This is a genomic window from Paenibacillus sp. FSL M7-0802 (genome assembly GCF_038004945.1).
Taxonomy (GTDB): Bacteria; Bacillota; Bacilli; order Paenibacillales; family Paenibacillaceae; genus Paenibacillus; species Paenibacillus polymyxa_B.
This window is the reverse complement of record NZ_JBBOSD010000001.1, coordinates 2,293,212-2,319,095: the sequence shown is the minus strand read 5'-3', so window position 1 is coordinate 2,319,095 and position 25,884 is coordinate 2,293,212. Positions and strand designations below refer to the sequence as shown.

Annotated in this window: 21 protein-coding genes and 1 riboswitch; of the genes, 8 read left to right on the top strand and 13 right to left on the bottom strand. The window is 47.8% G+C overall.

The genetic code is table 11. The features are described 5' to 3' along the window. Positions 1 to 28: 28 nt before the first annotated feature. Both MHB54_RS10825 and MHB54_RS10820 read right to left on the bottom strand, forming a co-directional pair. Entirely contained in the window at positions 29 to 3,544 is a 3,516-nt protein-coding gene (locus tag MHB54_RS10825; protein ID WP_264454267.1) for a collagen binding domain-containing protein, read from the bottom strand. Positions 3,545 to 3,737: 193 nt separating this feature from the next. Further along, positions 3,738 to 3,818: riboswitch (cyclic di-GMP riboswitch) on the bottom strand. Between the two features lie 50 nt (positions 3,819 to 3,868). After that, positions 3,869 to 4,750 carry an AraC family transcriptional regulator gene (locus tag MHB54_RS10820; RefSeq protein ID WP_023986686.1) on the bottom strand — a complete coding sequence of 294 codons (882 nt, stop codon included), beginning with the start codon at positions 4,748 to 4,750 and terminating at the stop codon, positions 3,869 to 3,871. Positions 4,751 to 5,343: 593 nt separating this feature from the next. Here MHB54_RS10820 and MHB54_RS10815 point away from each other — a divergent pair. Together MHB54_RS10815 and MHB54_RS10810 are read left to right on the top strand one after the other, a co-directional pair. Further along, positions 5,344 to 6,600, top strand: a complete 1,257-nt coding sequence (locus MHB54_RS10815) for a DUF445 domain-containing protein (RefSeq protein WP_023986687.1) — start codon at positions 5,344 to 5,346, stop codon at positions 6,598 to 6,600. 33 nt (positions 6,601 to 6,633) lie between these two features. Then, positions 6,634 to 7,014 carry a TIGR02328 family protein gene (locus tag MHB54_RS10810; RefSeq protein ID WP_023986688.1) on the top strand — a complete coding sequence of 127 codons (381 nt, stop codon included), beginning with the start codon at positions 6,634 to 6,636 and terminating at the stop codon, positions 7,012 to 7,014. 104 nt (positions 7,015 to 7,118) lie between these two features. Here MHB54_RS10810 and MHB54_RS10805 read toward each other — a convergent pair whose 3' ends face one another. Beyond that, complete coding sequence (locus MHB54_RS10805) at positions 7,119 to 7,793, bottom strand: NAD(P)H-dependent oxidoreductase (protein ID WP_028541224.1); 675 nt, start codon at positions 7,791 to 7,793, stop codon at positions 7,119 to 7,121. Between the two features lie 189 nt (positions 7,794 to 7,982). Between MHB54_RS10805 and MHB54_RS10800 the strand changes: the two genes are divergently transcribed. After that, the gene (locus MHB54_RS10800; RefSeq protein ID WP_023986690.1) at positions 7,983 to 8,366 is read left to right on the top strand and encodes a winged helix-turn-helix transcriptional regulator; all 384 of its coding nucleotides are present in this window, start codon (positions 7,983 to 7,985) and stop codon (positions 8,364 to 8,366) included. 98 nt (positions 8,367 to 8,464) lie between these two features. On the opposite strand, the gene MHB54_RS10795 is transcribed toward MHB54_RS10800, so the two are convergent. The 5 genes from MHB54_RS10795 to MHB54_RS10775 form a co-directional block, all read right to left on the bottom strand. Further along, positions 8,465 to 9,712: a stalk domain-containing protein gene (locus MHB54_RS10795; RefSeq protein ID WP_053324480.1), complete on the bottom strand. Its 1,248-nt coding sequence runs from the start codon at positions 9,710 to 9,712 to the stop codon at positions 8,465 to 8,467. Between the two features lie 236 nt (positions 9,713 to 9,948). Next, positions 9,949 to 10,692 (bottom strand): YcnI family copper-binding membrane protein, encoded by a 744-nt coding sequence (locus MHB54_RS10790; RefSeq protein ID WP_028541222.1) that lies wholly within the window; start codon positions 10,690 to 10,692, stop codon positions 9,949 to 9,951. 31 nt (positions 10,693 to 10,723) lie between these two features. Next, positions 10,724 to 12,442, bottom strand: a complete 1,719-nt coding sequence (locus MHB54_RS10785; RefSeq protein WP_264454266.1) for a copper resistance CopC/CopD family protein — start codon at positions 12,440 to 12,442, stop codon at positions 10,724 to 10,726. A 254-nt stretch (positions 12,443 to 12,696) separates the two neighbouring features. Then, positions 12,697 to 14,547 (bottom strand): bifunctional diguanylate cyclase/phosphohydrolase, encoded by a 1,851-nt coding sequence (locus MHB54_RS10780; RefSeq protein WP_209940848.1) that lies wholly within the window; start codon positions 14,545 to 14,547, stop codon positions 12,697 to 12,699. A 282-nt stretch (positions 14,548 to 14,829) separates the two neighbouring features. Continuing rightward, the gene (locus MHB54_RS10775; RefSeq protein WP_068941042.1) at positions 14,830 to 15,423 is read right to left on the bottom strand and encodes a DUF5317 domain-containing protein; all 594 of its coding nucleotides are present in this window, start codon (positions 15,421 to 15,423) and stop codon (positions 14,830 to 14,832) included. A 202-nt stretch (positions 15,424 to 15,625) separates the two neighbouring features. Between MHB54_RS10775 and MHB54_RS10770 the strand changes: the two genes are divergently transcribed. The 5 genes from MHB54_RS10770 (at position 15,626) to nfsA (ending at position 21,174) form a co-directional block, all read left to right on the top strand. Next, a complete protein-coding gene (locus tag MHB54_RS10770; RefSeq protein WP_028541219.1) occupies positions 15,626 to 16,855 on the top strand; it encodes a multidrug effflux MFS transporter in 1,230 nt (409 codons plus the stop codon). Positions 16,856 to 16,971: 116 nt separating this feature from the next. After that, a complete protein-coding gene (locus tag MHB54_RS10765) occupies positions 16,972 to 17,322 on the top strand; it encodes a metal-sensitive transcriptional regulator (RefSeq protein WP_013308456.1) in 351 nt (116 codons plus the stop codon). Positions 17,323 to 17,380: 58 nt separating this feature from the next. Next, positions 17,381 to 17,581 (top strand): copper ion binding protein, encoded by a 201-nt coding sequence (locus tag MHB54_RS10760; protein WP_013308457.1) that lies wholly within the window; start codon positions 17,381 to 17,383, stop codon positions 17,579 to 17,581. Positions 17,582 to 17,693: 112 nt separating this feature from the next. Continuing rightward, a complete protein-coding gene (locus MHB54_RS10755; protein WP_264454265.1) occupies positions 17,694 to 20,150 on the top strand; it encodes a heavy metal translocating P-type ATPase in 2,457 nt (818 codons plus the stop codon). Between the two features lie 280 nt (positions 20,151 to 20,430). After that, on the top strand, positions 20,431 to 21,174 hold the full coding sequence (nfsA, locus tag MHB54_RS10750; protein WP_023986699.1) for an oxygen-insensitive NADPH nitroreductase: 744 nt from the start codon (positions 20,431 to 20,433) through the stop codon (positions 21,172 to 21,174). Positions 21,175 to 21,356: 182 nt separating this feature from the next. On the opposite strand, the gene MHB54_RS10745 is transcribed toward nfsA, so the two are convergent. The 5 genes from MHB54_RS10745 to MHB54_RS10725 form a co-directional block, all read right to left on the bottom strand. After that, positions 21,357 to 22,229 (bottom strand): TatD family hydrolase, encoded by an 873-nt coding sequence (locus tag MHB54_RS10745; protein WP_254348728.1) that lies wholly within the window; start codon positions 22,227 to 22,229, stop codon positions 21,357 to 21,359. Beyond that, positions 22,222 to 23,172: an ABC transporter ATP-binding protein gene (locus MHB54_RS10740; RefSeq protein WP_264454786.1), complete on the bottom strand. Its 951-nt coding sequence runs from the start codon at positions 23,170 to 23,172 to the stop codon at positions 22,222 to 22,224. The genes MHB54_RS10745 and MHB54_RS10740 overlap by 8 nt, the downstream gene beginning before the upstream one ends. Positions 23,173 to 23,216: 44 nt before the next feature. Continuing rightward, on the bottom strand, positions 23,217 to 23,993 hold the full coding sequence (locus MHB54_RS10735) for an ABC transporter permease (protein ID WP_264454264.1): 777 nt from the start codon (positions 23,991 to 23,993) through the stop codon (positions 23,217 to 23,219). Continuing rightward, the gene (locus MHB54_RS10730) at positions 23,990 to 24,283 is read right to left on the bottom strand and encodes an MTH1187 family thiamine-binding protein (protein WP_053324485.1); all 294 of its coding nucleotides are present in this window, start codon (positions 24,281 to 24,283) and stop codon (positions 23,990 to 23,992) included. The genes MHB54_RS10735 and MHB54_RS10730 overlap by 4 nt, the downstream gene beginning before the upstream one ends. A 431-nt stretch (positions 24,284 to 24,714) precedes the next feature. Further along, a complete protein-coding gene (locus tag MHB54_RS10725) occupies positions 24,715 to 25,758 on the bottom strand; it encodes an ABC transporter substrate-binding protein (RefSeq protein WP_023986704.1) in 1,044 nt (347 codons plus the stop codon). Positions 25,759 to 25,884: the final 126 nt, after the last annotated feature.

The following is a 25,884-nucleotide window of genomic DNA, read 5'->3' as shown; positions in this document are numbered from 1 at the left end:
GCCGGGAGATCAGGGCAGGTGATCGGTTTTATTTTTTGTTTGTTCGTCTGAATTTCAAAAATACGCCCCATATAACCATCGCTATGCCTGTCAAATAGAACGGAACGGGGCTGCCTTCACCTGTTTGGGGCAATTGGTGTACCGCAGGTGTATCCTCCGGATCTTCAGGTTCTTTTCCCGGAACCTTGAGACGGATCTTAGGTTCGGGATCGTCTTTCGAATCCACCGGAGGAGGAGGATCTTGATGAGGCATGACGGCTGGCGGCTCCGGCTCCGGCGGTATAGGCGCAGGTTCCTCCTGTGGAGGGACTATGTCCTCCGGAGACTTTGGCAATGACGGAGGAACGGTTATAGACGGAGTATCGGGTATTTCCGGATCTTTGTCATGTTTTTTACCTGAGCCTCCGGACGGGGGTGAAGGGTCTGGATGAGTAGGCGTTCCTGGTTCGTTTTTCTTTTCTTTACGATTGGTGATCACAACCCTCTTTACACCAGAGCTTTGTCGCAGTGTTGCGTCTATTTTGATCTCGAGCTTGCCCTCGGTGACTTTATAGCCCTCCGGTGCTGCCAATTCTTCCAAGATATAATCGTCATGAAGCAAGGAGGAAAAGATGATTTTGCCTTCCGCATTGGTGGTCTGAATGAGCGGGGCTCTTTTTTGACCTTTATCATAGAGCGCAAACTGTGCGCCAGGCAGTACCTTGTCAGGCATATCCTGATCTACCTTGGTCAGCTCAAGACTTTCGGTCACACCCCCGCCAGAACCGGAGCCGGAAGACGTTCGTACGATGATTTCCTGGCTGGTTTCCCGCATCTCTGTCGTCAAGCGATCCCCCTCAAAGGCAACCTTATTACTCACCTTGGCTTTGTCTTCAGCATGAATGAACGATTGGTATTCAAGTATAAAAGCAGTGGAAATATCCTTGGCAAAAGTAACTTCAAAAGTTTGCTGGCCTTGAGCGTCTGTCTTGATATACAGCTTGTAATCTTGGTTTCTAATCAACTCGGTGCTTTTGGTGGTATTTCCGTTGGCAGCGATGATTGTAGAGTACAAATGAAAGGAATCCTCAATTAGGATTTGATTGTTGCTAGGCTGATCTATAATTTTAGTGTTGGATACATGGGACTGTCCTTCATTGATGCGGATGCTCCAATCGATCTTATTTCCATTTTGTGTACCGACTTTAGATACATATTCTCCGCCATGAGGTACCGCGACTTGCGCTGCCCATTCAGAGACTATTTTTTGTCCATCCAGTAGAAGGGCTTGATTGTGGATTTCTTTTTCAATCAGTTCTCCTTCCAATGAAGTTTGAAAGGTAATCCAGTAGGGAGTCTGTATCTGCTCCTTGAACTGGATACGCAACTCATTACCATTTTGCTCGGAGGGAGGAATAATGGTGTATTGATCTGCCGGGATTTCAGCCCCTTTTTGTACGCCATCCCACCATCCCAGCAAGGTCATATCGTATACCTTTACGGAGGCGGGCAGTAACTTCTGACCTTGCAACAAGGGGTCTCTCACTTCCGCGTGATTCAGGATCTTGCGATTGTAGTTAGCTTTAATGTCCCAGGTAATGAGCTTGGAGGTTGCATTATAGCTTCCTTGCTTGGCACCGTTTCGTTGTGTCATAAAGTCCGGCCAGATCGGGCACTCCACTCCTTGCGATGATCTTTCTCCGTCTTCAAACTGGTATTCTATATGGGATTTATTACGAAACTCGGGCTTCGTCGTATCCGTTTTCCAGTCATTATTATAGGTGGTTGAATACTTGATTGTATAAGCCTTCTGAATGGCTTTATGAAAAATGAGCGTAAATCCTTGTTTATAGTCCTGTGATAGCGGAACCAGCTCATAATCCGTGGGCGCACGTAGCTCCGTTGTTCCGTCAACACTTTGAATTTTCAGGGTGTCCGGTAACAAAGCCAAGCCCCCGTTTGGAAACACATCCTGAATGACAATATTTTTCATGATGTACAAGTCTGTATTGATGGTAATCACCCAAGGTATGATTTTGGTGTTGTAATTGGGTGTGTCATACATTTTAGTCATAACTCCGCTTATGATTTCCGTCGATACAATCTTCTGCGTTCCATCCGAGGTTATGATGTTTATAACTTTTCCATTATCATAGACACGGCCTCTGGCTTGAGTCTGGTATCGGATGGTATAGGCTGAATCTACGTCGAAGTTGAATTGAAGTTTGAAGCCGTTGCGGTCCGGATAATCAACTGGGATGACAGTATACGCCCACGATGGGAGCTCCTCCAGTGTGTTTCCCTTAAATACTTTCAAAGAACCGGGCAGCAATTCTTGAGTTTTATTGAAATGATCAATTAAAAGAGCTTTGGCTTCGGGGATTTTTGTCTCGCTGAAGTTATATCTTATGGCCCACGAGAGTGTTTGTGTGGCATGATCATATTTTTCAACCTTTTTGGACAAAAATTCACCACGTTCCACCTGAACAGTAGCGGTAGCAACAACGTTCTCTATCGCATCTCCTGAAAGCGTTGCTGTGTTGGAGAAACGAGTTTTATCGCCAATAATACGCGTGGAATATTGAATCTGATAGGCCGTGTTAATGCTATCGTCTTGAAAACGAATCACAAACCCTGTCCCGGCTTGATCTGCTTCAATGGCATATTCACTTGCATTCACTAGGTCTCGAACAACGGTCGAGCCGTCGATATTGACTTGTAGATGATAGAGCCGGATAGAGTCTCTTCTGAGTTCCAGCCCTGAAGGAATTGGATCGGTGATGAGGGCATGCTTTACGGTGTTTAGTTGTTTGTTCACATCAATGGTCCAGTCGATCTGATTGGTGCCCTCTATTTTCCCTTGTTTGCTTAGGGTTGGCCCTGACTGGGGTTTTACATTCACGATGACCGTTTGTACCCCGCCTTTGATCGGAATCGCAATGATGATCTCTGTACTGCCTTTCACCGTTTCTTTCGTAAACTCGGTTTTAACTTGTAGTTTGCCGCTGACATTGGAGTGATTCTCTACATATTGGTTAAAGGTCATGATAACCTTGCCCTGACGATCTACTGTGAAGTATCCCACGGTTCCATCGGTAGTGACTAACGGAGATGAGATATCAGTGTAGATGACAAACTGTTCTGGTAAATGAAAGGTGAAGGTGTCCCCTGACTTATAGGTATTGTCAGGAAGCTCCCATTCATATCCTAGTTGGATGGCTGATCCGATGTCGAATTGGCTGCCGGGACTATATACCGCATCAATGACACGCCCTGTTTCGTCGGTCAGGTTCAACTTCGTTAGTATGCTCTGCGGAGCTGCATCATGTTGAGACTTTGAACTGACTGCTCCTTGAACGAAGGGGACCGTGTTTGAAGGAATCTCCCCAGGAGGTTCAAGGTTTGGGACAACGTATACAGCATCTGTAACGGTAGGTGTAGGATCAGATACAGCACTCTGCGGCAGTTCTGGGGCTGGAGCATCTGCGTAAGCCAGCGTTGCGCTGAAAAAGCTTTGGACAATGAGCAATAAGGCAATGATCATTACATTTATTTTTGTTCTCATGCTCCAAGTGATTCTCCTATTCATCGTAATATGGCAATGCTTCGTTCGAAATTAGTATATTCAGCATGCTAGGCAGACATGACTATCCCAATAGAAAAAAAGCCCTGATCATAGCGATCAGGGCTTTCTTCGAGAGAGGCATAGCAATTTGTGATGGATCTATGTAAAAAAGACATAATAAAAAGCTCGTTCATCTGGTAGCTGGCTGCCATCCGGATAGGAAGGCCCTATAGTTTTGCGTCACTGCCTTTCGACAGTTTTGCCATTAACTTGAATAGCTTGTGCGTCTATCATCTATCAAACTGATTTCATGTAACCTCTCATTTACAACTTGGAACGGTTCCCCCATTTTTTGCGGAAGGAATGAGGTGTTTCTCCTACATGCTCCTTGAATAGGTTAATAAAATGGCTCGTATTGGGAATCCCTACGTACCTTGCGATATCCACAATGGACATGTCACTGGTTTTAAGCCAGCTTTGAGCGGCTGTGATACGGACATTAATGAGATAATCAATCGGAGAGAAACCGATCTGCTTTTTGAAATTTTTAGCCAGATTAAACTTGTTTAATTCAAACATGTCTGCCAGCGAGTCCAGTGTTATTCGCTCACAGTAGGACTGATCCAAATATTGCTGTACCCGGCGTACTTCGCTGAGGGTTTCAGCATTCACATGCGGATGATCATAGGGATGTTGCAAAATGCACATTAGTATTTCACCAATGAGCCTGGACGTTAGCAGCTCAGCGGAAAGACTTCTGTCAGACTGCCCGCAAATCAGAGCATGGAGCTTATCCAATATAATATGCGGATTATGCATGGAAATGACCGGTTTATTATGCTTGGCAAATTGTTCGTAAAAATTTTCGATCAGGTTGCCATACAGGTACAGGCTGATATACTCCCAGGATTCATGACCGGAGGTGCTGTATTGAACATATTCCTCGCAATTAATAAAGAACAAATCTTGAGGTTTTATGATATATTTCTTGTCCCGGTACAGTAATTCTCCCTTACCAGACAACGTAAAGACAAGCAAAAAAGAGGCAAGTTCTTTCCTTTCCATCGTAAAAGCAGAAGTTTTTTGAAAGTAGCCTAATTCCTGGATATATAAAAGGGATTGCTTGGCAAAAGCGGAGGGAGTGCGTACAATTACGACCGGATCGCCATTCCAGAGGCCCACGTTGTTTTTTTGGTCTGTTGTCATATTCAATTCCTTTACAAAAAAGCAATTTTATCTAGCATATCTTGGTTTGATTTACCAATATATAATGGCTGATTAAACATGATTTCCTATTTATAAAAGTTTATTTTATCACAACAAATATGTCTATATATCAAATTATGTGTGTGAGCTTTATGGGAGTCTCGCTTTTTATGGATATTTAATCTGATAATCCATATGAAAAAGTCGAATGCTGTTGAAAGAATCTGGGGTTATCATGGATTCAAATCCTTTCTGAGGTCAAATACCAAAATGGTACTGAAAAAAGGTATCTTATGCCCATTCAACTTTCTTGTTCACTTCTCCTTTCGGTTTAAAAAAATTGGGACTTGGTTTTGTTAAAATGGTTCGTAAGGCTTATTATTGAAAATAAGAGTTTGGGCCCAGTACTGTGATTTTGTTCACAAACATGAATGTAAAAAAGAGAGATATATGCATAAAAAATTACGCAAAAAGTGCCCTTGCGCGTTTCATCAAAAGTGCTTTCAACTTTGGAAATGACACGGGCAATGATATGATGGGTAATACAGGTATAGTGCTTTACTTACTCGACAGTCAGTTTGGAGGATTACAGGATGGGAAAACCAAAAAGTACGAAAACCGCAGCGGCTTGGTCGCTCGTTATTCTAGGGGCAGGCTTTGCAGCCACATTGCCCTTCCAGCAATATGGCTGGGCTCGTTTATTAGCCGGAGCTTTTGAGGCAGGACTTGTAGGGGGACTGGCAGACTGGTTCGCTGTCACTGCTTTGTTCCGTCATCCGCTAGGCATTCCGATACCACATACAGCGCTGCTTCCTAAAAATAGGGACAAGCTCACGAATGCATTGGTGAGTACCGTGGAAAATAACCTGCTAAACAAAGACAGCATTGCGTCTAAAATTGCAGATATTCGTTTGGCCGATTTGGTACTGGGCGGTGTGGAAAAAGGAATGCGCAAGCCGGAGGCGGCGGCATCCATAGATGTTCTTGCCAAGCGTCTCGTCCAGTCGCTCCCGCTCGCGGAATTGGCTCCGGTCATCGTGGCAGAGCTCAAGCGGCAGGTGACTGACTTTGACACCGGACCGCTGCTGGAGGCGCTTGCTCGTCAAACCAGCGAGAAGGGCTATGATCGCCGCGCACTGGATTACACGCTGGAGCAAGCCGAGTCCTGGCTTTTGCGACCCGAAACGGGTTATACGCTGGGCACCTTAGGGATGCAGGCTGTTAGCGGTTTGCAGGTGAGCGGGCTGATGCAGTTTGCCTTGAACGCATTCCTCGGCTATCTGAACGAAGAGCGTATGGGTGAAATGATTCGTCATTTCCTGCTGGATCAGGTAGCAGAACTGCAAAGGGAAGAGCACCCGCGCCGCCAGGCCGTGCTGGATGGTCTGAGAACACAGGTGACCCGATTGGCGACGAAAGATACGGTTCAGGAAGGGTTGAACGGCTGGAAGGATAGCCTTGTTGAAGCCTGGGAAGGCGATGCGTCAGTGCTGGGCAAAATGGAAGAACTGCGTATACGCTTATTGGACTACATGGAAGACGGAAGCTATGTGCAGACCTATATTTTACCGCTATTGGATCGGATGCTGACTGATTTAAGAGGGAATACCGAGCTGCTGGACAAGATCAATGTGCGAATTGTGGAAGGTATTACTGGACTGGTGGAAGCCAACCATAGTCGAATTGGTAACTTGGTACGCGAAAATGTAGACAAAATGGATAACAAATCCCTGATTGCACTGATGGAGGACAAACTGGGACAGGATTTGCAGTGGATACGTATTAACGGCGCAGTTACAGGCTTCCTGATCGGCATTGTGCTGACAGGTATCCGTATGCTAATCCAATAGACCAGAAAAAGCTACAGATAGGGTTGTGGAAGCATGAGGCTTTGGCATGAACATTTAATCGACAGGTTACCCCGTCCGCAACTGCTGGGGCAACATCGTGAGTGCTGTGCCCTGCGCGGGAATGGGTGGGGCAAGCCACACGCCACCGTGAATTATGTGTTCGATTATCACCCAATGCTGCTGGTGCGCTATCATAGGCTCATTATGGACGAAATGAAAAGCAGAGGGTACAATGTTGATCCACTATGGGAACAGCCGTTGTATCGCGGTAAGCAGTGTGAGCCTTGGGAGGCGGAGCTGGGTGAGGAACTGGCAGGCGCGGGTGCATATGTGGAGCATGACGATGAGTATATGAAGGAGTGCCTGGATAACCTGGCTTCCAAGGGTATTTTAATAGAGATTGAAGTGACCTAAAAAAGACGGGCTGCGGTATGTTCATCATTCAGATGAAGTGCCGCAAGCCCGCTTTTTTGATGCTTCAGTGTTCAGTGCTTGGGGGAGAGACTCGGGATATTAGATTACAGAATCCAGCGGGTGACCTTTTCCAGCGGTTGTCTGGATTTTTCCCGCTTGGGTTCATGAGCGCGATAACCGAAGGCAGCAATGACTGAAATATCGAGCAGCCCGTTTTCTAGCAGTCCTTCTTCCTCCAAAATGGCATGCACCTGATCGTAGTTAAAGCCCTCAATTGGACAGGAATCAATACCGATCTGAGCCGCCGCTGTCATCATATTGCCTAAGGCAATGTAGGTTTGCTTGGAAGCCCAGTCAAATAACGTACGTTCGTTTTCTAGTAAGCGTTGATTTTCACCCTGGAAAATCTTATAGCGGCCTGGCAGTGAGGCAAAGTCCTCCTCAGACATACCTTTAACCTCTTTATACATATACTCCACGTAAGGAGAATCATAACGAACATCCTTGCGCGCCAAAATCAGGACGACGTGGCTAGCCGCAGGAATCTGCTTTTGACCGCCGCTGGAAACTGCAGCCAGCTTTTCTCTCAATGCCTGATTTTGTACAACTACAAACTGCCATGGTTCAAAACCAACGGAGCTTGGAGAAAGTCGCCCGGTTTCGAGAATGAACTGAAAATCCTCTTCTGGTATGATGCGATTGGGATCGAATTCTTTCGTGGCGTGCCTGAACAGAAAGGCGTCCAGAATTTCCTGTTTTTTAGCTGATGTATTAGACATAAAATGTACTCCTTTTGATATGGGTTTAGTTGGTACTCTATGGGTTTTCTGCTACTATAATGAGAGCTGATATCGAATATATAGTTATCATATAGAAAGTTTTTGCAGGGAACAAGTACGCACATATTTGTTCCTTGTCATACGTCTGGGGCTATTGGTTTACACATTCTACAGAAAGAAGGGGTATACATGGCACAGGAGATGGAACATGCAGTTAGCGTTAATTTTGGATGTCCGGTAGCGAAAACCGTCGGGGTTATAGGCGGAAAATGGAAGGGAGTCATCTTGTATCATTTGACGACAGGACCGCGGCGCTATAACGAAATTCGGCGGACCTTGCCTAATATTACACAACGGATGCTAACCTTGCAGTTGCGTGAACTGGAGAGAGATGGCATTGTGCACCGTGAAATTTATAATGAGAACCCACCGCGTGTGGAATACTCGCTTACCCCGTTGGGAGATACGTTAAGGCCGTTGCTGGATTTTATGAGAGACTGGGGGATCTTCTATGGAGAACAGGGTTGCGAGCCTGTGACGACAACTTCCAAATCAGGCAAGCACTTTTGTTAAAGGGCATGAAGAAAGCCCGCCAAATGATTTCATAGAAGACGCATAAGAAATCATTAGCGGGCGGAATAAGGTCTGGGTTATTTAGATAAAATGTACACTTATTTAAACTCGATGGCTTCGTTCATCTGCGTCCAGGCCGTTTCTCCAATGATGCCCAAGCGCCAGATAGCGATTCCTTTGAGGTCATAACGTTTGGCTAAACCGATCTTGGCGTTAACGGTGCTATCTTTTTCACTACCCATCGAAATCCCCAAAATGAGCTTGTCCCGCGAGGTTTCCTTCAAGGCCAGTTGTATGGCTTCGTCCACTTTATCCAAAGGCTCAGGCGTAGCCTTTTGTCCGTAATCATAGGCCATGATGATCAGATCGTCCGCCAGATTGCCCAGCGTTTTGTAGTCATAGCCAGAGTAAGAGCTGTTCAGCGGATGTAGAACGACGGTGAGCTTGAGTCCAGCCTGATGCGCTTTGGCCGATAACTTTTGAATAAAGGCGTTGTAGTCTGAACGCGCTTTGGCTTTATCGCCGCTCCAGCCCAATCCTTCCAGATCTAGCGTAATGCCTTTAAATTGTTTGTCGGTGGCGGTACTGACGATTTGGGAAATGGTTTGTTCTTGAAGCTGCGCATTTTCCAAAACCTTGGTCAGTTCGTGATTGCCATCTCCGGAATAGACCATCAGGTAAGGGGAAGTCCCCTGGCTGTCTGCCTCCTGCACAATGGACTCCGGCGTTACGGTTCCAGCGGCTTGAGGCCATTTGTATTCTTTGCCGTTTGTCGTAAATTGTCCGTTCGTATCAATTCGACTCCAGCCGAAGGCAACTGCGTTAAAATCCGGTATTTTGGATTTTTGGTCAAAGGAAGACAGCGCATAGAAGCCTACTGTATACATAGCTTCACGTGGCGATGTAATGGAGACCGTCCGTGTTCCCTGGTTCCAGTTCACCGTGGCTCCAAACTGCTGCCCGAAAAAGCCCAGCGGAATCATGGTGCTGCCGTGCACGGTTTGCGGAGCGGCTGTTAGTTGAACCGTTTGTCCGTCCACTGTGGCATTGCGGCTACCCATCTTTAGAACCACCTGTTTGGTAGCAGAGCCTTGCGCTTTGGTAGCAGTGATGCTTTGGCTGGCTTGATCCCATTTCACTGTAATGCCGAGAGCCTCAGAAATAGCGCGAAAGGGAACCATGGTCGTGCCGTTCATCATGGCAGGTTGTACGGGGAACGGTAATGGATATCCGTCCAGCATAATGCTGATCTTGCCGGTCTCGGCTTGTGCCAAGGGGCTATAGATGCCCGCTGCGGTACTCAGGAAAATAGCGCTAGATAACAGAGCCTTATTTACGATTTTCATCCTATGATCTCCTATGCTCAATAGATTGCAATGCTATCATGTTAGAATCGTGAGGTATCTACCATTTTACCAAAAAAATGATAGAAAGGTGAATGTGAAATAATAGGATGAGATGAATTTGAATATGTATTAAAGCTGAATATTAATCGTGTTCTTTCATACAAAAAAGCTGACCCCTTTAACTAGGTGTCAGCTTTTTCTTTTTAAAACGATCTTAACTTCATTCGTAACCCAGATTACTTGCGGCGCTTGAGTGCAATGCCGACAGCTGCGGCACCAAGAACGACTGCAATGATCGAGAGGACGAGTGCTGTCGTTTGTGCAGTAGAGCTGGCAGGAGCAGAAGCAGCAGGGGCAGCTTCTACAGCATTGTTCGAAGCAGGTGCGGGACTGCTGCTATCTTTAGTCGTATCTGTGCTCGCGTGGCCTGCTGCCGTACCCGCTGAATCGTGTCCGCTGTCTGCGGCAGGGGTTGCGGACGTGGCTTCCGCCGTGATTTCGGTAATGGAATGAGGGTTGTTACTTCCTTCGTCGCCTGTCCATTCCACAATACTTCCGTCACTATAATATTGGAAGGCGTCCCAGGCTGCTGCGGTATTCTGGTCTGCATTTTGCGCTACAAAGCTGAAACGCTGATACTGACCCGCTTGAATGCCGTCTTTTTCAGTCGTCCAGGTCACGGTGGTTACTTTGCCAGAGCTGTCTTTTTCGGTGGCTACCTTCCAATTCGGTACAGGCTCGTATTGTTTGAAAACGACCTCTTTCGGAATTTTCAAGGCGACTTTGGTGGTTGGAATGTTTTTTTCCACGGGTACTTTCAATGTGTACGTTTCCCATGCATTAGGTTGTGAAATAGAAGGCTTAACTGTCACATGTGCACTGGCCATGCCTGCAAAAAGTAAGGCACCCGCCGCAATTAGACCCACAGAGGTTGCAAACCTGGAAAATCTGGATTTTGCTGTTTGAATCGTTGTATTCATATTCATTTCGCTCCTTTTAAGTATAAAATAATTATTTTTTACCGCCTACATACAGGGTAAATTCAGCATCAACCGCATCGAGTGATGCCGTCAGAGCATGTACTTTTACCGCCCATGTTCCTTCGGAGGTCATCAATTCCTGACTGCGGAATGGTTGTTGTTGCTTTACGGGCAGAACAAATTCCTGTTGATCTTGGTCAGGGTCTGCTGGAGTGAGCGTTAACGTGACCTGCTGGATTCCCGAAACGGCAGCACCCTTGCTATCCTGAACGGATACCTTAAATTCATTGCTGCCCACAGCATTGGGGCTGACTGCCAGTGTAACGTTATATTCGCCCGTAGTGCGAGTCTCCTCAAACGGTACAGCAGGTGCCTGGCCGGGTGACAGGTGAGTGAGCACCGCGGTCAACAGCATCACGAGCAGGCCGACGGACAACTCGGCACGCAATCCCCCAGCGGCTCGCTTACTCGCCGCCGCTTGCCGTGCGCTGCGGAACTGGCTGGCCGCGAAGACCAGCATGACTAGCAGCAGCGCTGCTTTGCCGAGCAGAACGAGTCCATAGGACGTGTTCAGCAGCATGGAGGGAGCCGGAATGTACAGCACGGCTCCATATATACCGGTGGCGAGTAACGCTGCCACCATCGCAATGCCCCAGCCGGCGAAGCGGCGCAAGGCGGCTTGTCGCAGAGTTGCCCGTTCGGATACGGGCAACTCTGCTCCGGCAACCGGCAGGCACACGACCATGACGGCAAGTGAGCCGATCCAAAAGGCTGCTGCCGCGAGATGGACGAAGTCCGCCGCAATGGCTGGAGCTGGATGCGTAGCCGCTGCCGGATGGCCGACAAAGGCCTTGGACAGCATGAGGCATAGCGTTAGGAGAGCCGAGCTGTATCCCCAAAGACGGCGCTGGCGATTCGAAATGCTGTGATCCAGCGCGTAAATCAGCGTTACGCTTAGGAGTAGCACGAGAATCATCTGGATAAACCAAATTTGTCCGGCTCCAGTAAACTGGAGAGCTTCTCCCAGAATCGGGAATGAGAAGCCCTCCCTGATGGAAACTCCGGCATCCCATGAAGCCTGAAGTGGCAGGCTGATCAGAATGGCGGCAGACGTTATGCCGTAGCCGCTCCATAGCAGCTTAGTCCAGCGGGGCAATGTTTCAAAGGGCCGCTGATTTTGCTTATGCTGTTCACTTCGATTCTTGTCTTGGCTTATGCTCGGTAAGATGAACAGCCGGAAACAAATCGCTCCAAAAAGCAGCGATAGTCCTATGTAAAGAAACCAACGGACAGCGATTAAGTCGATTCGTGATGTCCCTGAGCCTTCAGGTGCGGTAGCTTGATGGGTAGGCGCATTGGAACCACTGCCCACTTGGAATGGAATAACTCCATTAACCGGATGTCCGTCTGCGGATAAAGCTCTCCAATTGACGGAGTAAATTCCATTTTTCATCCCTTGAATCAATTGAATTTCCATGGTGGCTTTGTGATTCGGGTCAAGCTGTGCTTTTCCTGTGTCGACCCGCTTGCCTGTTTCGTCGGTCACTTTGATCGACATGAAGGCAGATTGCAAATCTTCATTGAAGGTGATGGTCACCTGAGAAGGCGACTTGTCCAAAACCTGATTTTCGGTCGGACTGGATTCAATGACAAATGCATGAGCCCACGAAGAGTGAGGAAACAGGATCAGAAGGGGGAGACACAGCAATAAAAGACAAGCCACACGGGCTGGTCTGGACAGGTACAACATGCCTGTGAAGTCACCTTCTCTCGATTACTTGAAGCGAGGATATCCCCATTTGTAACATTTTATACGGACAAACCCCTTCCTATCTTAATCATAGTGCATATAGCGTGAATAGATGGAGCGAATTATGACATTTATATGAAATTTGAAATAATAAGCATTATACAAAATGCCAATCATATGAAAACCCCTAGCGTGGTTGAATTCAGGACGATTTCAACCATGCTAGGGGCAAAGAGGAAGAGCCTATGAAGGAATTAGAGCCCTGTTTCCATGAGATCCGTGAAAGCAGGTTGCTTATGTTGAATATAATGGATAAAAATAGCCGTTAGTTTGGGATCGAATTGGCTACCCGAGCAGGCACGTAGTTCTTCAATGGCCTCCTCGAACGTTTTGGTGGGTTGATAGGGGCGCTCGGTTGTCATCGCGTCAAAAGAGTCGATGATCGTCAGCATCCGACATAAACGTGGAATTTGCTCGCCCTTAAAGCCAAACGGATAGCCTCCTCCGTCATAACGTTCATGATGCAGCTCCACAAAAGGAACCAAATCTATGAATCGTTCGTTGGCTTCGACAATACGTTTGCCCCACATGACATGCGCTTGCACCATCTGCCATTCCTCACCGGAGAGCTTCTCTTTTTTATTGAGGATATTCCAGGGAATCTCCAGTTTACCAATGTCATGAATGAGGGCACCTAGTATGAAACGCCGCTTATCCTCTGGTCCAAGCTGAAGCACATCGCTCATGTCTGCTGCATATCTGAATACCCGCTTGGAATGCTTGAAAGTGTTAATATCCTTGTACAAGAACAAATTAAGCTGCTGCTCGAGATCACGAATATCCTGCCCCAGATCGACCTCGCGCTCCACTTCATTTAAACTTCCGTGCGTATGAACGATGTTTTTGCCCTGTTTCTTGGCGTAGTACAGGGCTTTATCCGCCAGATCGACCAGCTGTGACTTGTCGTAGATGTCAATGCGGCTTTGTGCAATACCTGCGGAGAAGGACAGACAGCCGTGTGGAAAAATTTCAACACCCTCATAACGAGAATCATTTAATCTTTTTCGAATAGTATTGACTGTTTCATATGCTTGTTCAGCGGTATGACCGGGCATAAGCAGGGTGAATTCTTCTCCACCATAGCGGGATACGGTGATGTGGGTGCCGGAGGTTTCCTTCTTAAGAAACTCACCGAGAAATCCCAGTAGCTGATCGCCTTTAAGATGACCGAAATGATCATTGTATTTTTTGAAATCATCAATATCAATCAGCGCCAGACTGAGAGGAGTATTCTCGGATCGGGATATATTCAATTCAGCTTCAAGTGTATTTTCAAAGTAGCTGTGATTGTATAGCCCTGTTCTGCGATCCATGTTCGCTTTTTCTTCGATTTCCCGATACAGTGTGAACATTTGCTTGAATGCGTGAGACAGGAGCATGCTTAGCCCAAGGAACAGCAAAAGTCCTAAAATGCCGTTGTTATAAATCAGTGTAGTCAATACCAAAGACAGAATGAGTGTACATAAGTATACGAGCAGGGATTCAGCCAAAAAAGCCTGTTTAAGCTCATTGAAGGACCCTTTGTATGCGATATAAAAGTAGATGCCCAGTGTGATGGTGTTCACCGCAAAGTAGCAAATCAACGCCAGCAGGTAGGAAGCGAAATGATCTTGGTTTAAAGCCCCCTGCGTTCCGCCGCTTAGTTCAAATACTGTTGAAGACAGGAAAATGGAAAGGGCGTAAATGGAAAAATTGGCGGTATGCTTCCACCAGGACAGCTCTGCGTGCCGGAACATGGCAATGATTACATTTAACAACAAAATCAGAATAGCAATTTCGGTGCCATGCACAAAAATACAAGCCAGATACACGGAGGAATCCATGGACTGTTTGTTACTGGCCGGTGGTAGCTGGAATGTAAAATGCTCCAGAATCAGAACGGCTCCCAGTAGGGAATAGATCGTGACCCACTCTGTTGTCGTATAGTGCAAAAAGGACCATTGGTTCGTATACAGGAGGACGATCACGCCTGCCAAACATATGAAAAACACATATATTCCCGTCGCGGTAACCCGTTCTTGCAGCTTTTTTATTATACTCATCATTTCTTCTCCTGCCTTGTCGTATCTTGATGTCAAAGCTACCAGGGGTGAATGGGATAATTTACAATTTTGTAATCGAAAATTTCACATGAAAAAACAGGCCGGAATCCAGCCTGTTTTGTTGAGCCTGTGCTTCCTTTTTTTCTTATCGGTGACTAGCCCCCGATTTTGTAACCGGAAGTCAAAGCAATTATGACAGAAGCTACGATAATAGCATTGATAATCACACGGGAGTATTTCAAGTTTTTCATAGGGTTCCCTCCCTTCCTTGGAATAAGGTGTGCACTAGGCGTGGCGGGGATTGGTTTCTTGCTGCTTATCCTTAGTTCTCTTCACGACCATAATGCTTTGGATAAACAGGAACATCCCGAAATTCATGACAACATCTCCAATACTAATTACCTGCGTGCGGGGATAGGGCTTGGAGAGAGGAATAATGTCACCAAGCAATGATAGACGCGTGCTCGCATCCATCATGTAATGTTTCGAGATGACACTTCCGGATTTAAGCATATCTGTATAATAGGGACCCAGCACCTCCGAAGCGCTCAACGAGACCGGCATCCTGCCGCCATTCACCGCCATAACGATAAAATTCATCAATACGCCGATTATAATAAGCTTGAATCCCTTATGATGTCTGTTCAACCAGAGAAATATCAATCCAACCACGTAGACTCCCATAAATAGATACCCGTTAATGGCTGCCAGCCAAGCCCACTTTTCCTGGAAATAAAAAATAATGAATTGTACCAGCAGCAGCAAGGGGAACATCCAGCCGGCTATAAGGCGAATTTGACTGAAACGGATCAGACCTTGCCGCCAGCCTCCTCTGAACAGACCTACAATGAGACCTAGTAGCACTCCATCATAGACCATTATCATTCTCCAGATTCCACAAATTTTTTGTTTTGGTTACCGTATAATTCGACCTGAAATTGGTAAATTCCTGCCTGATATATAGCAGTTTTGAAAAAAAATTGCGGATTAGCGTGTAATTATTCGAAGCCAGACGAAATGAGTGATATCATGATACATTGAAGTAATTATTTATATTTTTTTGAAAAGGATGATTATTATTATGAACCGGTTATCCAATACTGTTATGGTTGCCGCAGATATGACCAAATCGCGAATATTATGGATCGCCTTTGTCCTGGGTGCATTGAGTGCTTTCGGGCCGTTGTCCATAGATATGTATTTGCCGTCGCTGCCTACATTAGCCGACAATTTGCATACGACCACTTCGCTGGCGCAGCTTAGTTTAACCGCCTGTCTGTTGGGACTGGCCGTTGGCCAGATCGTTGCTGGTCCGCTTAGCGACGTAAGGGGTCGCAGAGGACCGCTGGTGATCTCGCTCATTCTGTACGCTGCTGCTTCGCTGTTATGTGTGTTTGCGCCGAATATCGGTATGCTCATTGTGCTTCGCTTTATTCAAGGGCTTACGGGGTCGGCGGGGATCGTGATTTCCAGAGCTGTAGCCCGTGATCTATACTCGGGCAAAGAGTTGACACGTTTTTTCTCACTACTTATGCTGGTGAACGGCGTGGCCCCCATCGCTGCACCAGTACTGGGCGGTGTCATTTTGAACTTTGTTTCCTGGCGTGGTGTATTCATGGTGCTTTGTGTAGTCGGCGTGGCTATGCTGATTGCCGTCGTATTGGGTTTGCCAGAAACGTTGCCAACTAACCGCCGCTCATCCGGTGGCTTGAAGCAGACGCTAGGAACACTCGGTCACTTGTTTGCCGATCGACGCTTTATGGGCTATGCCTTCTCACAGGCGCTGATTACAGGAGCGATGTTCGCGTATATCGCTGGCTCACCATTCGTGCTTCAGGATATTTTCGGGGTTTCTCCTCAGACGTATAGCATCATTTTTGCAGTGAATGGTTTGGGGATTGTACTGTTTTCGCAGTTGACGGGTAGACTCGTGGGTCGCTTCAGCGAACGACAGTTACTCTTGTCGGGTCTGGTAATTGCGGCTGTAGCCGGAATTAGCTTGCTTACTGTAGCCTTTACCGGAGGCCAATTGTTTGCTGTTTTAGTTCCTCTGTTTTTTGTCGTTTCCTGCGTAGGGATTGTGAGTACAACGACGACTTCATTGGCAATGCAGAGTCAGCAGCGCTCCGCAGGCAGTGCGTCCGCCATGCTTGGTTTGTTGCCTCTATTACTTGGCTCCATCGCTTCACCGCTAGTAGGCTTGGGGAGTGGAACAACCCCCGTACCGATGGCGGTCGTTATAGCTATAGCCGAGGTTGGAGCGCTATTAAGCTTTGTCGTACTTGCTAAGGAAGCACGCGCGAAGGCTTAAAATAGGGCGAAAAAGTGACATTTTTCTAGAATGTTGACATACCCCGTGGGGGTATATTATGATAAGGATATAACAAATGCATAAATGCATATATACACCACACAGGAGGCTGATGTATGGCTGAGGAGCAACCTGTTTCCCACACTGAAGTCCATGAGAATCACTGTGGAACAGACGGGGAAAAGACAGTTAGAAAAAGTCATCATTCGGCAGAGTTCAAGAACAGCCTCGTATCCCGGTTGAACCGTATTGAAGGTCAGGTTCGCGGAATTAAGGGTTTGATTGAGAAGGATACCTACTGTGACGATGTACTGAACCAGATTGCGGCTGTCCAGTCCGCGCTGAATGGTGTCGGCAAGCTGCTGCTGGAAGGGCATATGAAAAGCTGTGTCATTGAGCGCATGCAGGCAGGAGAGCAGGAAGTGATTGACGAGCTGCTGGTTACGGTCAAGAAGCTAATCCGCTAAAAGTAATACCCATACACATAATCGGGTGCATAAAGTACCCCCTGAGGAGGAAAAGAAAATGGCACAAGTTACATTGAACGTAGAAGGCATGAGCTGCAATCATTGCGTGAAAGCAGTAGAAGGGGCTTTGGAGAAAGTTGGCGCTACCGGCAAGGTCAGCCTCGAAACGAAACAAGTGAATGTAGAGTATGACGAGTCCAAGCTGAACGTTGAAGCTCTGAAAACAGCCATTGAAGACCAAGGCTATGACGTTGTTTAAGCTGAAGATGCTTTATGTGTGACAGACTTGTTTCGAAGGAGAAGCTTCCATATTAGAAGCTTTTTCTTTTTGGATATGATATACCCCACTGGGGTATAGGAGGAGGGTTATCATGGAAAACCGTGCGACCGACGGTGACAAGCAGACAACGCTTCATATTACGGGGATGTCCTGTGCCGCCTGCGCAAGCCGTATTGAGAAAGGTTTAAATCGAATAGATGGTGTGGCACAGGCTAATGTGAATTTGGCTTTGGAGCAGGCGTCGATATCCTATGATCCCAAGCAGGTGGAGATCCCTGAGTTTCGCGATAAAATTGCTTCTCTTGGGTTTGGAACTGTAAGTGAAGAAGCCAATCTGAATGTGACGGGCATGACTTGCGCGGCCTGTGCAACCCGGATTGAAAAGGGATTGAATCGGATGCCTGGTGTAACAGGTGCCACGGTAAATTTGGCGATGGAAACAGCTCATGTGGAATATGCAGCGGGAAGTATTGCGGTTGGTGATCTGGTGAGCAAGATTGAACAGCTAGGCTACGGAGCGATTCCGCAGAGCGCTGAGGACAATATTGCGGATGTGCGCAGTAAGGATATCCATCGTAAAAAATGGAAGTGGATTGTGTCTGCAGTGCTGTCATTTCCGTTGTTGTGGGCAATGGTGGCTCATTTTTCCTTTACATCATGGATTTATGTGCCAGAACTGTTCTTGAATCCATGGTTCCAACTAGTGCTGACAACGCCGATTCAGTTCGTCATTGGTTGGCAGTTTTATGTGGGCGCGTACAAAGCGCTTCGTAACGGCAGTTCGAATATGGATGTGTTAGTTGCACTGGGTACATCTGCGGCTTATTTTTACAGCTTGTACCTTACTCTGCGTCCGTCTGATGTCATGGAGGGAATGGCGGGAATGCCTGTCATGACTATGCCAGAGCTGTATTACGAGACAAGCGCGGTGCTAATTACGCTTATTTTGGTTGGTAAATGGTTCGAAGCGGTAGCCAAAGGGCGTTCGTCCGAGGCGATCAAGAGCCTGATGAGTCTACAGGCAACGACGGCACGTGTAGTACGTGATGAACAAGAGCTTGATATACCAATCGAACAGGTACGTGTGAAGGATATCTTTATTGTACGACCTGGCGAGAAAATTCCTGTCGATGGTGTGGTCGTGGACGGACGTTCGGCAGTGGACGAATCTATGTTAAGTGGTGAGAGTCTTCCGGTTGAAAAAGAAGCAGGTTCCGCAGTTACAGGGGCGACGCTCAATAAAAACGGGGTACTACGTATCCAGGCTGAGCGTGTGGGTGGTGATACGGCGTTGGCCCGTATTATTAAGGTCGTGGAAGATGCGCAAAACTCCAAGGCTCCGATTCAGCGGATTGCGGATCAGATTTCCGGTATTTTTGTCCCCATTGTTGTTGTTATCGCTGTGTTGGCCTTTATCGTCTGGTTTTTCCTTGTGACGCCGACTGATTTTGCAGGCTCACTGGAGAAAATGATTGCAGTTCTCGTCATTGCTTGCCCTTGTGCGCTCGGATTGGCAACCCCAACGTCTATTATGGCAGGATCGGGACGTGCCGCTGAATACGGTATTCTGTTCAAGGGCGGCGAGCATTTGGAGATGACCCGTTCAGTCAACGCAGTGGTATTGGATAAGACAGGTACAGTTACGAATGGCAAGCCAGAGCTGACGGATGTTATGCTTGGAGCAAGCGGCTTGGCTGAAAAGGATTTGCTGCGTTTGCTCGGTGCGGCAGAAAAAAGCTCGGAGCATCCGCTGGCGGAAGCCATTGTAAAGGGGATTGCAGATCGAGGCATTGAGCTGGTAGGACCGACAGATTTTGAAAATATTCCGGGTTATGGTGTGAAAGCGCATGTGGAAGGTAAGCAGGTATTGGCGGGTACACGCCGATTGATGAGCAGGGAAGGCATCGCGATAGATGACTCAGCTGAGCAGCATATGAATGAGCTGGAAAGCGCAGGGAAAACCGCGATGCTTGTTGCTGTGGATGGTGCCTATGCTGGACTGGTGGCCGTGGCGGATACGATTAAAGAAACGTCACGGGAGGCAGTTACCCGTCTGCGCGCGATGAACATTGAAGTGATCATGATTACGGGTGACAATGAACGGACTGCGCGGGCTGTTGCCGCCGAGGCTGGAATTGAACGAGTGCTGGCGGAGGTGCTGCCTGAAGGAAAGGCTGAAGAAGTGAAACGGCTTCAGGAGCAGGGCATGATCGTAGCTATGGTTGGGGATGGTATTAACGATGCGCCTGCGCTGGCTACTGCTAATATTGGGATGGCGATGGGCACGGGAACGGATGTGGCCATGGAGGCGGCGGATATTACCCTCATGCGTGGCAACCTGAACAGCATTCCTGATGCGATCGAAATGAGCCGCCGGACCATGACAAACATACGGCAAAATCTGTTTTGGGCGCTCGGTTATAACGTGATCGGTATTCCGATTGCCGCTTTGGGCTTCCTTGCCCCATGGTTGGCGGGAGCAGCCATGGCATTTAGCTCTGTTTCGGTCGTGCTGAATGCACTGCGTCTCCAACGGGTGAAGCTGTAAATGTATGGATGTATTAGCAGGATAGCGTACTGTCGGACATCTGTTGCGAGATAAAGTTATTATCAGAGTATAGAGCAAGTACGCACAATTGTTGCGTACTTGCTTTTTGTTGCGTTTGTTTTTTAAAACCATTCAACTTTTATCACGTCAGGTTGCTTATCATTAGCGAAAGTTCCATAATATTTGTAGGAGTGCCAAGCAAGCATGCAAGAACTTCTTCGTATACTCACAGCTTGAAGTAGATAAAGAGCTTATATTATGGATTAGGAGTGAAGCAGTCATGAATGATACGATTTCCTTGTTGATGAACCACCGGTCTGTGCGAAAATTCAAGTCAGACCCCATTACCGACGAGCAGCTCGCAGCTATTGTGGCAGCTGGCCAAATGGCTTCCTCGTCCAGTAATGTGCAGGCATATACCGTTATTGCCGTTACCGAGCCTTCTTTAAAAACAAAACTGGCCGAGTTGGCAGGAGGACAGGCTTACGTTGAGCAATGCCCCGCGTTTCTGGTATGGTGCGCAGATCTGTACCGTCTGAAGCAGGTCACACTACACCATCAGCCAGGTCAGCCTTCCTATGAAGGTTCCGTTGAAAATTATACGGTTGCGACCATTGATGCCGCGTTAGCCGCACAAAATGCAGCGGTAGCCGCTGAATCACTGGGCCTGGGCATCGTCTACATCGGCGGCATTCGTACTAAAATAGCAGAGGTATCTGAGTTGTTAGGGTTGCCAGAGCTGGTGTATCCAGTGTTCGGTATGTGTATTGGTGTACCGGATCAGGAAACGGGCTTGCGTCCACGTCTTCCACTGTCCGGTGTTTTGCATATGAACGGTTACGACAAAAATCAGACGATGAAAGCTGTAGAGGTATACGATCACACATCAGCGGAATATTTGAAGGAACGTACAGGCGGTCAACGCTCTACGCCATGGTCTGAGCAAATGGCTGCGAGACTGACCGAGCCAGCGCGCTTGCAGTTGAAGCCATTTTTGGAACAGAAGGGTTTCTTGAAGCAATAAAAGCTGAGTGGCGACAAAAAACTCTGCAAAATACAAGTAGTATTTGAGCTATATACGTTTGAAAATACAAGAACCTCCTTATTTACGTATGATGAAGTCCCGCGTAAATAAGGAGGTTCTTTGCTTTGGTTGCATGTTGTGGTTGTAAACCTTCCAGTCAGTAAATAGCTGGTATGCCTTTATCAATCAGATAGTGAGTAAAAGCGTCTCGTATTTTCATAAAATAATTGACGGACGGCAGATTCATCTTGATGGGTCAGTTTGCTGTACGCATGAATGACGTCGGCAGTCATCCGGGGATGTGTCTCTTGTCCAGTAAAAGGTCCCTCGAACGGCCAAGGACCATCTGTCTCTGCCATGATCTGATCAGACGGATACTGTCTTGCCAAACTGCGGATCTCTTCTTCGTACAAGAGATCCGGTGTGAAGGAGACATAATAGCCGTTCCGGGCCATACGTTCGATCGTGGCGGTAGAGCCCTTGAACCAGTGAAAATGCGCCTGTGTGATGCCATGACGTTCCAAAAGGTCACAGGCGATGTCTGCGTCCTCATAAACGGCGTGCAGGACAATGGGCTTGTTATGCTTGCTTGCAAACTGGATAAAGCGCTCTAGTAGCACTATGTAGGGAGCGAGGTCAAAAGGTGAACCGCTCTGTGAGGCTTCCAGCCGATTGTAATAGGGCAAGCCGACTTCACCCACGGCGACCATCTGCTGTACATGTTCGTCCATCCAGTTGAACAAGAGTTCAAGCTCAGCTTGCGGTGGAAGAGCCTGTTCGGGATGAAAGCCAAAGGCTGGTCGTACCAGCCCGGGGTAACGCTTGGCTAACTGCAGATTGGCTCGGCTGGAGCCCAGATGCATCGACACGGCTATCACGGCTTGGACGCTGCTATTGGCAAGTGAAGCGAGCAATAATTCCTGTTGTTCGGGCGGGTAGCTGTCTACATGAATATGCGCGTCGATCAATGGAGCGGGTCCAATTGCGGTCAAATCCAAGCCTGGCTTTGTTTGGCTGTTCCATTTCAATGCACATCGAACTTTTACGTCACTCATGTCGATTCAATCCATCTTCCGGGATATTCTTGTGGACGCTCTGAGCATTGTCCATGTCGCCGTCCAGTTTATGTTTTTCCTCGCGCATCCAGCTGGTCATGGTCCGCTTCCATTCAATAAAGAGCGGATCGAGGGTGATTTCTTCCCTACGCGGGCGGGGAAAAGGGACATCTACGACATGCACCACTGAAGCAGGTCGCGCCGACAGCACATAGATGCGGTCGGAGAGCAGCAACGCTTCTTCAATGCTGTGGGTAATAAACAGCACAGAACGGCGGTTCTTTTCCCACATCCGTAATAACCATTGCTGCATGTCTGCACGTGTCAGCGCATCGAGTGCGCTGAACGGCTCATCCAGCAGCATTAATTCCTGTGGGCTGAGCAGTGCGCGAAGAAAGGCTGCGCGCTGTTGCATTCCACCAGACAGCGTATGTGGATACGCCTTGGCGAATTTACCAAGTCCAACCTGTTCGAGCCATTGCAAGGCTTCTTTGCGACGCTCACGTTCACTGGCGTACTGAGGGGGTACTGCTGTATTTTTACGTGGAGCATTTTCCTGCCCAAGCAGTACGTTGTCCAGCGTGGTACGCCACGGGAAAAGGGCGGGCTGCTGCGGCATATAGCTGATATGCCCACGTTCACCAGTCATGTCCCGTCCGTGCATACGGATACGTCCCTGCTGTGGTTTGAGTAGCCCGCCGATGATGTGAAACAGCGTGCTTTTGCCGCTGCCTGACGGACCGATGAGGGAAACGAATTCTCCTGGCTTGACTGTGAGGGATACATCCTGCAGTACGGGCAGTAGGCTTCGCTTTTCGCGGAAGGCGAGGCTGATCCCGTCCAATTCCAAAGCAGGAGGAGCAGTTGATCGTCTCTGCTGTTCCCCGGTTCGTTGTTCATTAGCCACGTTGTGTGATGATAAGTCAGTCGGATGCAGACTCATACGCGCCACGTCCTTTCTTTGCTGTATGTAATTCAAGGAGGAAGCTACTCTCGATCGGGTTTCCAGCGAACCAGCCATTTCTCCAGTAGTAAAATAACCACAAACATGAGTAAGCTGAGTGTAACAATAATGCCGATGGCGGCAAAAATGAGGTCCGTGCGATAGGCTGATTTTTGCAGCAGCATATAATATCCAATTCCTTCACTAGCTCCGATCCATTCCGCAATGATCGCACCCATCACACTATAGGTAGCAGCAATTTTAACGCCAGAAAAGACTTGCGGCAGGGAATGTGGCAGCTCCAGCTTCATAAAAATAGCCATGCGGCTTGCACCCGACATCTGCATATAGTTCATCATCGTACGGTCTGTTCGAGTCAGCCCGTCCATGGCCGCTACAGCCACGGGAAAAAAGCATACTAGGGTAATGACCATCAGCTTGGGCAGCACGCCAAAACCAAACCACACCATGAGCAGCGGTCCCAGGGCGATGATTGGAATGTTTTGGCTCAGAATAAGCAGCGGATACAGGGCGGATTTGAGAAAAGGAATCGTATGAAGAACGATGGCGATCAACAGTCCCGTTGCTGTCCCTATCGCGAATCCCGCAAGTGTCAGACGAATCGTAGCCCATGTATGGGCACCAAGCAGCGCCGTCTGGGCTATGCCCTCTTGTACGATGAGGGATGGAGCAGGCAGCAGCCAGGATTCAACATGCAAATAGGAAACCGCCCCCTGCCAGGCCGCTAAAAAGAAGAGGACCGCCACAAAGGGCGGCCATACGCTTTTCCACCAGGATGCGTTCTTGCCTTTCGGATTCATGGGCGATATTTCTCGGTCAGCTTGTTCATGCTGATGCCTTGTGGGTTATGTGCGATTTTGATCTGTGAAATGACGCTGGGACTGCCCGCTTCCGTCAAAGCCTCGTGCATTTCTTTAACCACTTTCAGCAACTCGTCGAGCTCGCCCTCCATGGTCGTATCCAATGGATTCACCTGATGTTTGACACCGGAGCGCTGAATGACCTCGATCGCCTTATCTACATACGTGTAAGAGTCCTCGTTATTAGGAGTTTTAGGGATTACTTGAATACTGAGCAGTGTGTTAGCCATGCAAATTCACCTGTCCTTTATTTGGAGTGTTATTAAAAAAATATGGTGGTTTAAGGCGGGGAGACCGCTTCGCGGTTCATTTGATCTTACGATCGCTGCGCTTCTCCAGATTCAAATGAACCACTACGCTGCCAACCGCCTTAAAAGCACCCTATTTTTAAAGCTGGTTTGTGTGGCATTTTTAACACACAAGCGCACCTACTTAGCGCTTAGATAATATGAAAAACTAAAGAATAAACCAAGTAGAACGAGAACGAAGTGGGCGGAATGGTGCTGTACAAGCGTTAGCGTTCGCCTTTGTACCCAGATTTCAACCTCTGGATATTCATAAAAGAAATCTGGGTACAACAGCGATGGGAAGCACCATCCGACTGCGTAGTGGCGCTTCGTTCACTTCTCTAGTTCAGTCTTATTTAGCGTTTAACAAATGATCAACGCTTGGGCAGGAAACCGTTTGTGAAGGCTTTATCGACTTCCAAAGGCTTGCTGAGCAGCTTGCGTTCGTACATCCAGTCCGAATAGTTTTGCCATACCTCCGGTTTTTGCACACCCCATTGCGCGGCATCGTCCTGATAACGCGGGCTTAGCCATTTTTGGCTGGCAAGTACCAGTTTTTTATCCAGCTCCGGTACAGCTTTGCTTAAGATGTCTGCGGCTTCTTCCGGATGAGCGATAGTGTATTCATAGCCTTGTGCGGTAGCGTCCATGAACGCTTTGACCAGCTCGGGATCATTTTTTATTGTCTGTTCGTTGCTCACAATTACAGGTGTATAGTAATCGAGGCTTTTGGAATAATCTTTTACATACAGCATATCCAATGGCTCACCTCGAAGCTGGGCCTCGATTCCGGTCCATGCGTAGAAAATCCAGGCAAAGTCGATATCCCGCTTCACGGCTGTAAAATAGTCTGCATTGCCCATGTTGATGATCTTCACTTTGCTCACATCGCCTTTGTCTGAATCCATGATGGATTTCATGACCGCTTCTTCTACGGGAGAGCCCCAACCGCCGTATTTTTTACCTTCAAAATCTTTCGGGCTCTTAATTCCACGATCTACCGGGGCTGCGAAGCCTGAGGTATTATGCTGAATCACCGCAGCGATGGATACAAGCGGCACGCCTTGCGTACGAGCCTGTGTGACGCCTTCTTGGTAGCTGATACCAAAAGGTGCAGCATTAGAAGCAACCATTTGATCAGCTCCGCCTGAACCAGGTTGAACAATTTGGACATTCAAACCCGCTTTTTCGTAAAATCCTTTGTCCTTAGCGACATAGAGTCCCGTATGATTCGTATTGGGTGTCCAGTCGAGCACGACTTTAACATCTTTGAGCCCCTTTGCCGGAGTAGACGTTTGAGTGTCGGTAGCGGGAGCCGCTTCTTGGGATGTGGGGGGACTTCCACCGCAAGCGGTCAGGGTCAGGGCCATGAGCCACAGACTGATCAGTCCCAGGCTTAATATTTTCATGCGCTTCATCGTTGTGTTCTCTCCTTTAATTACCCGTTATCCGTCCAATCAGACAGCTTAAGTTCCCCATTTTCTAAAAATAACATCTGCCGGATGCGATCTTTCCAACAACTTAATCTTCAACAAAAAAAGCGC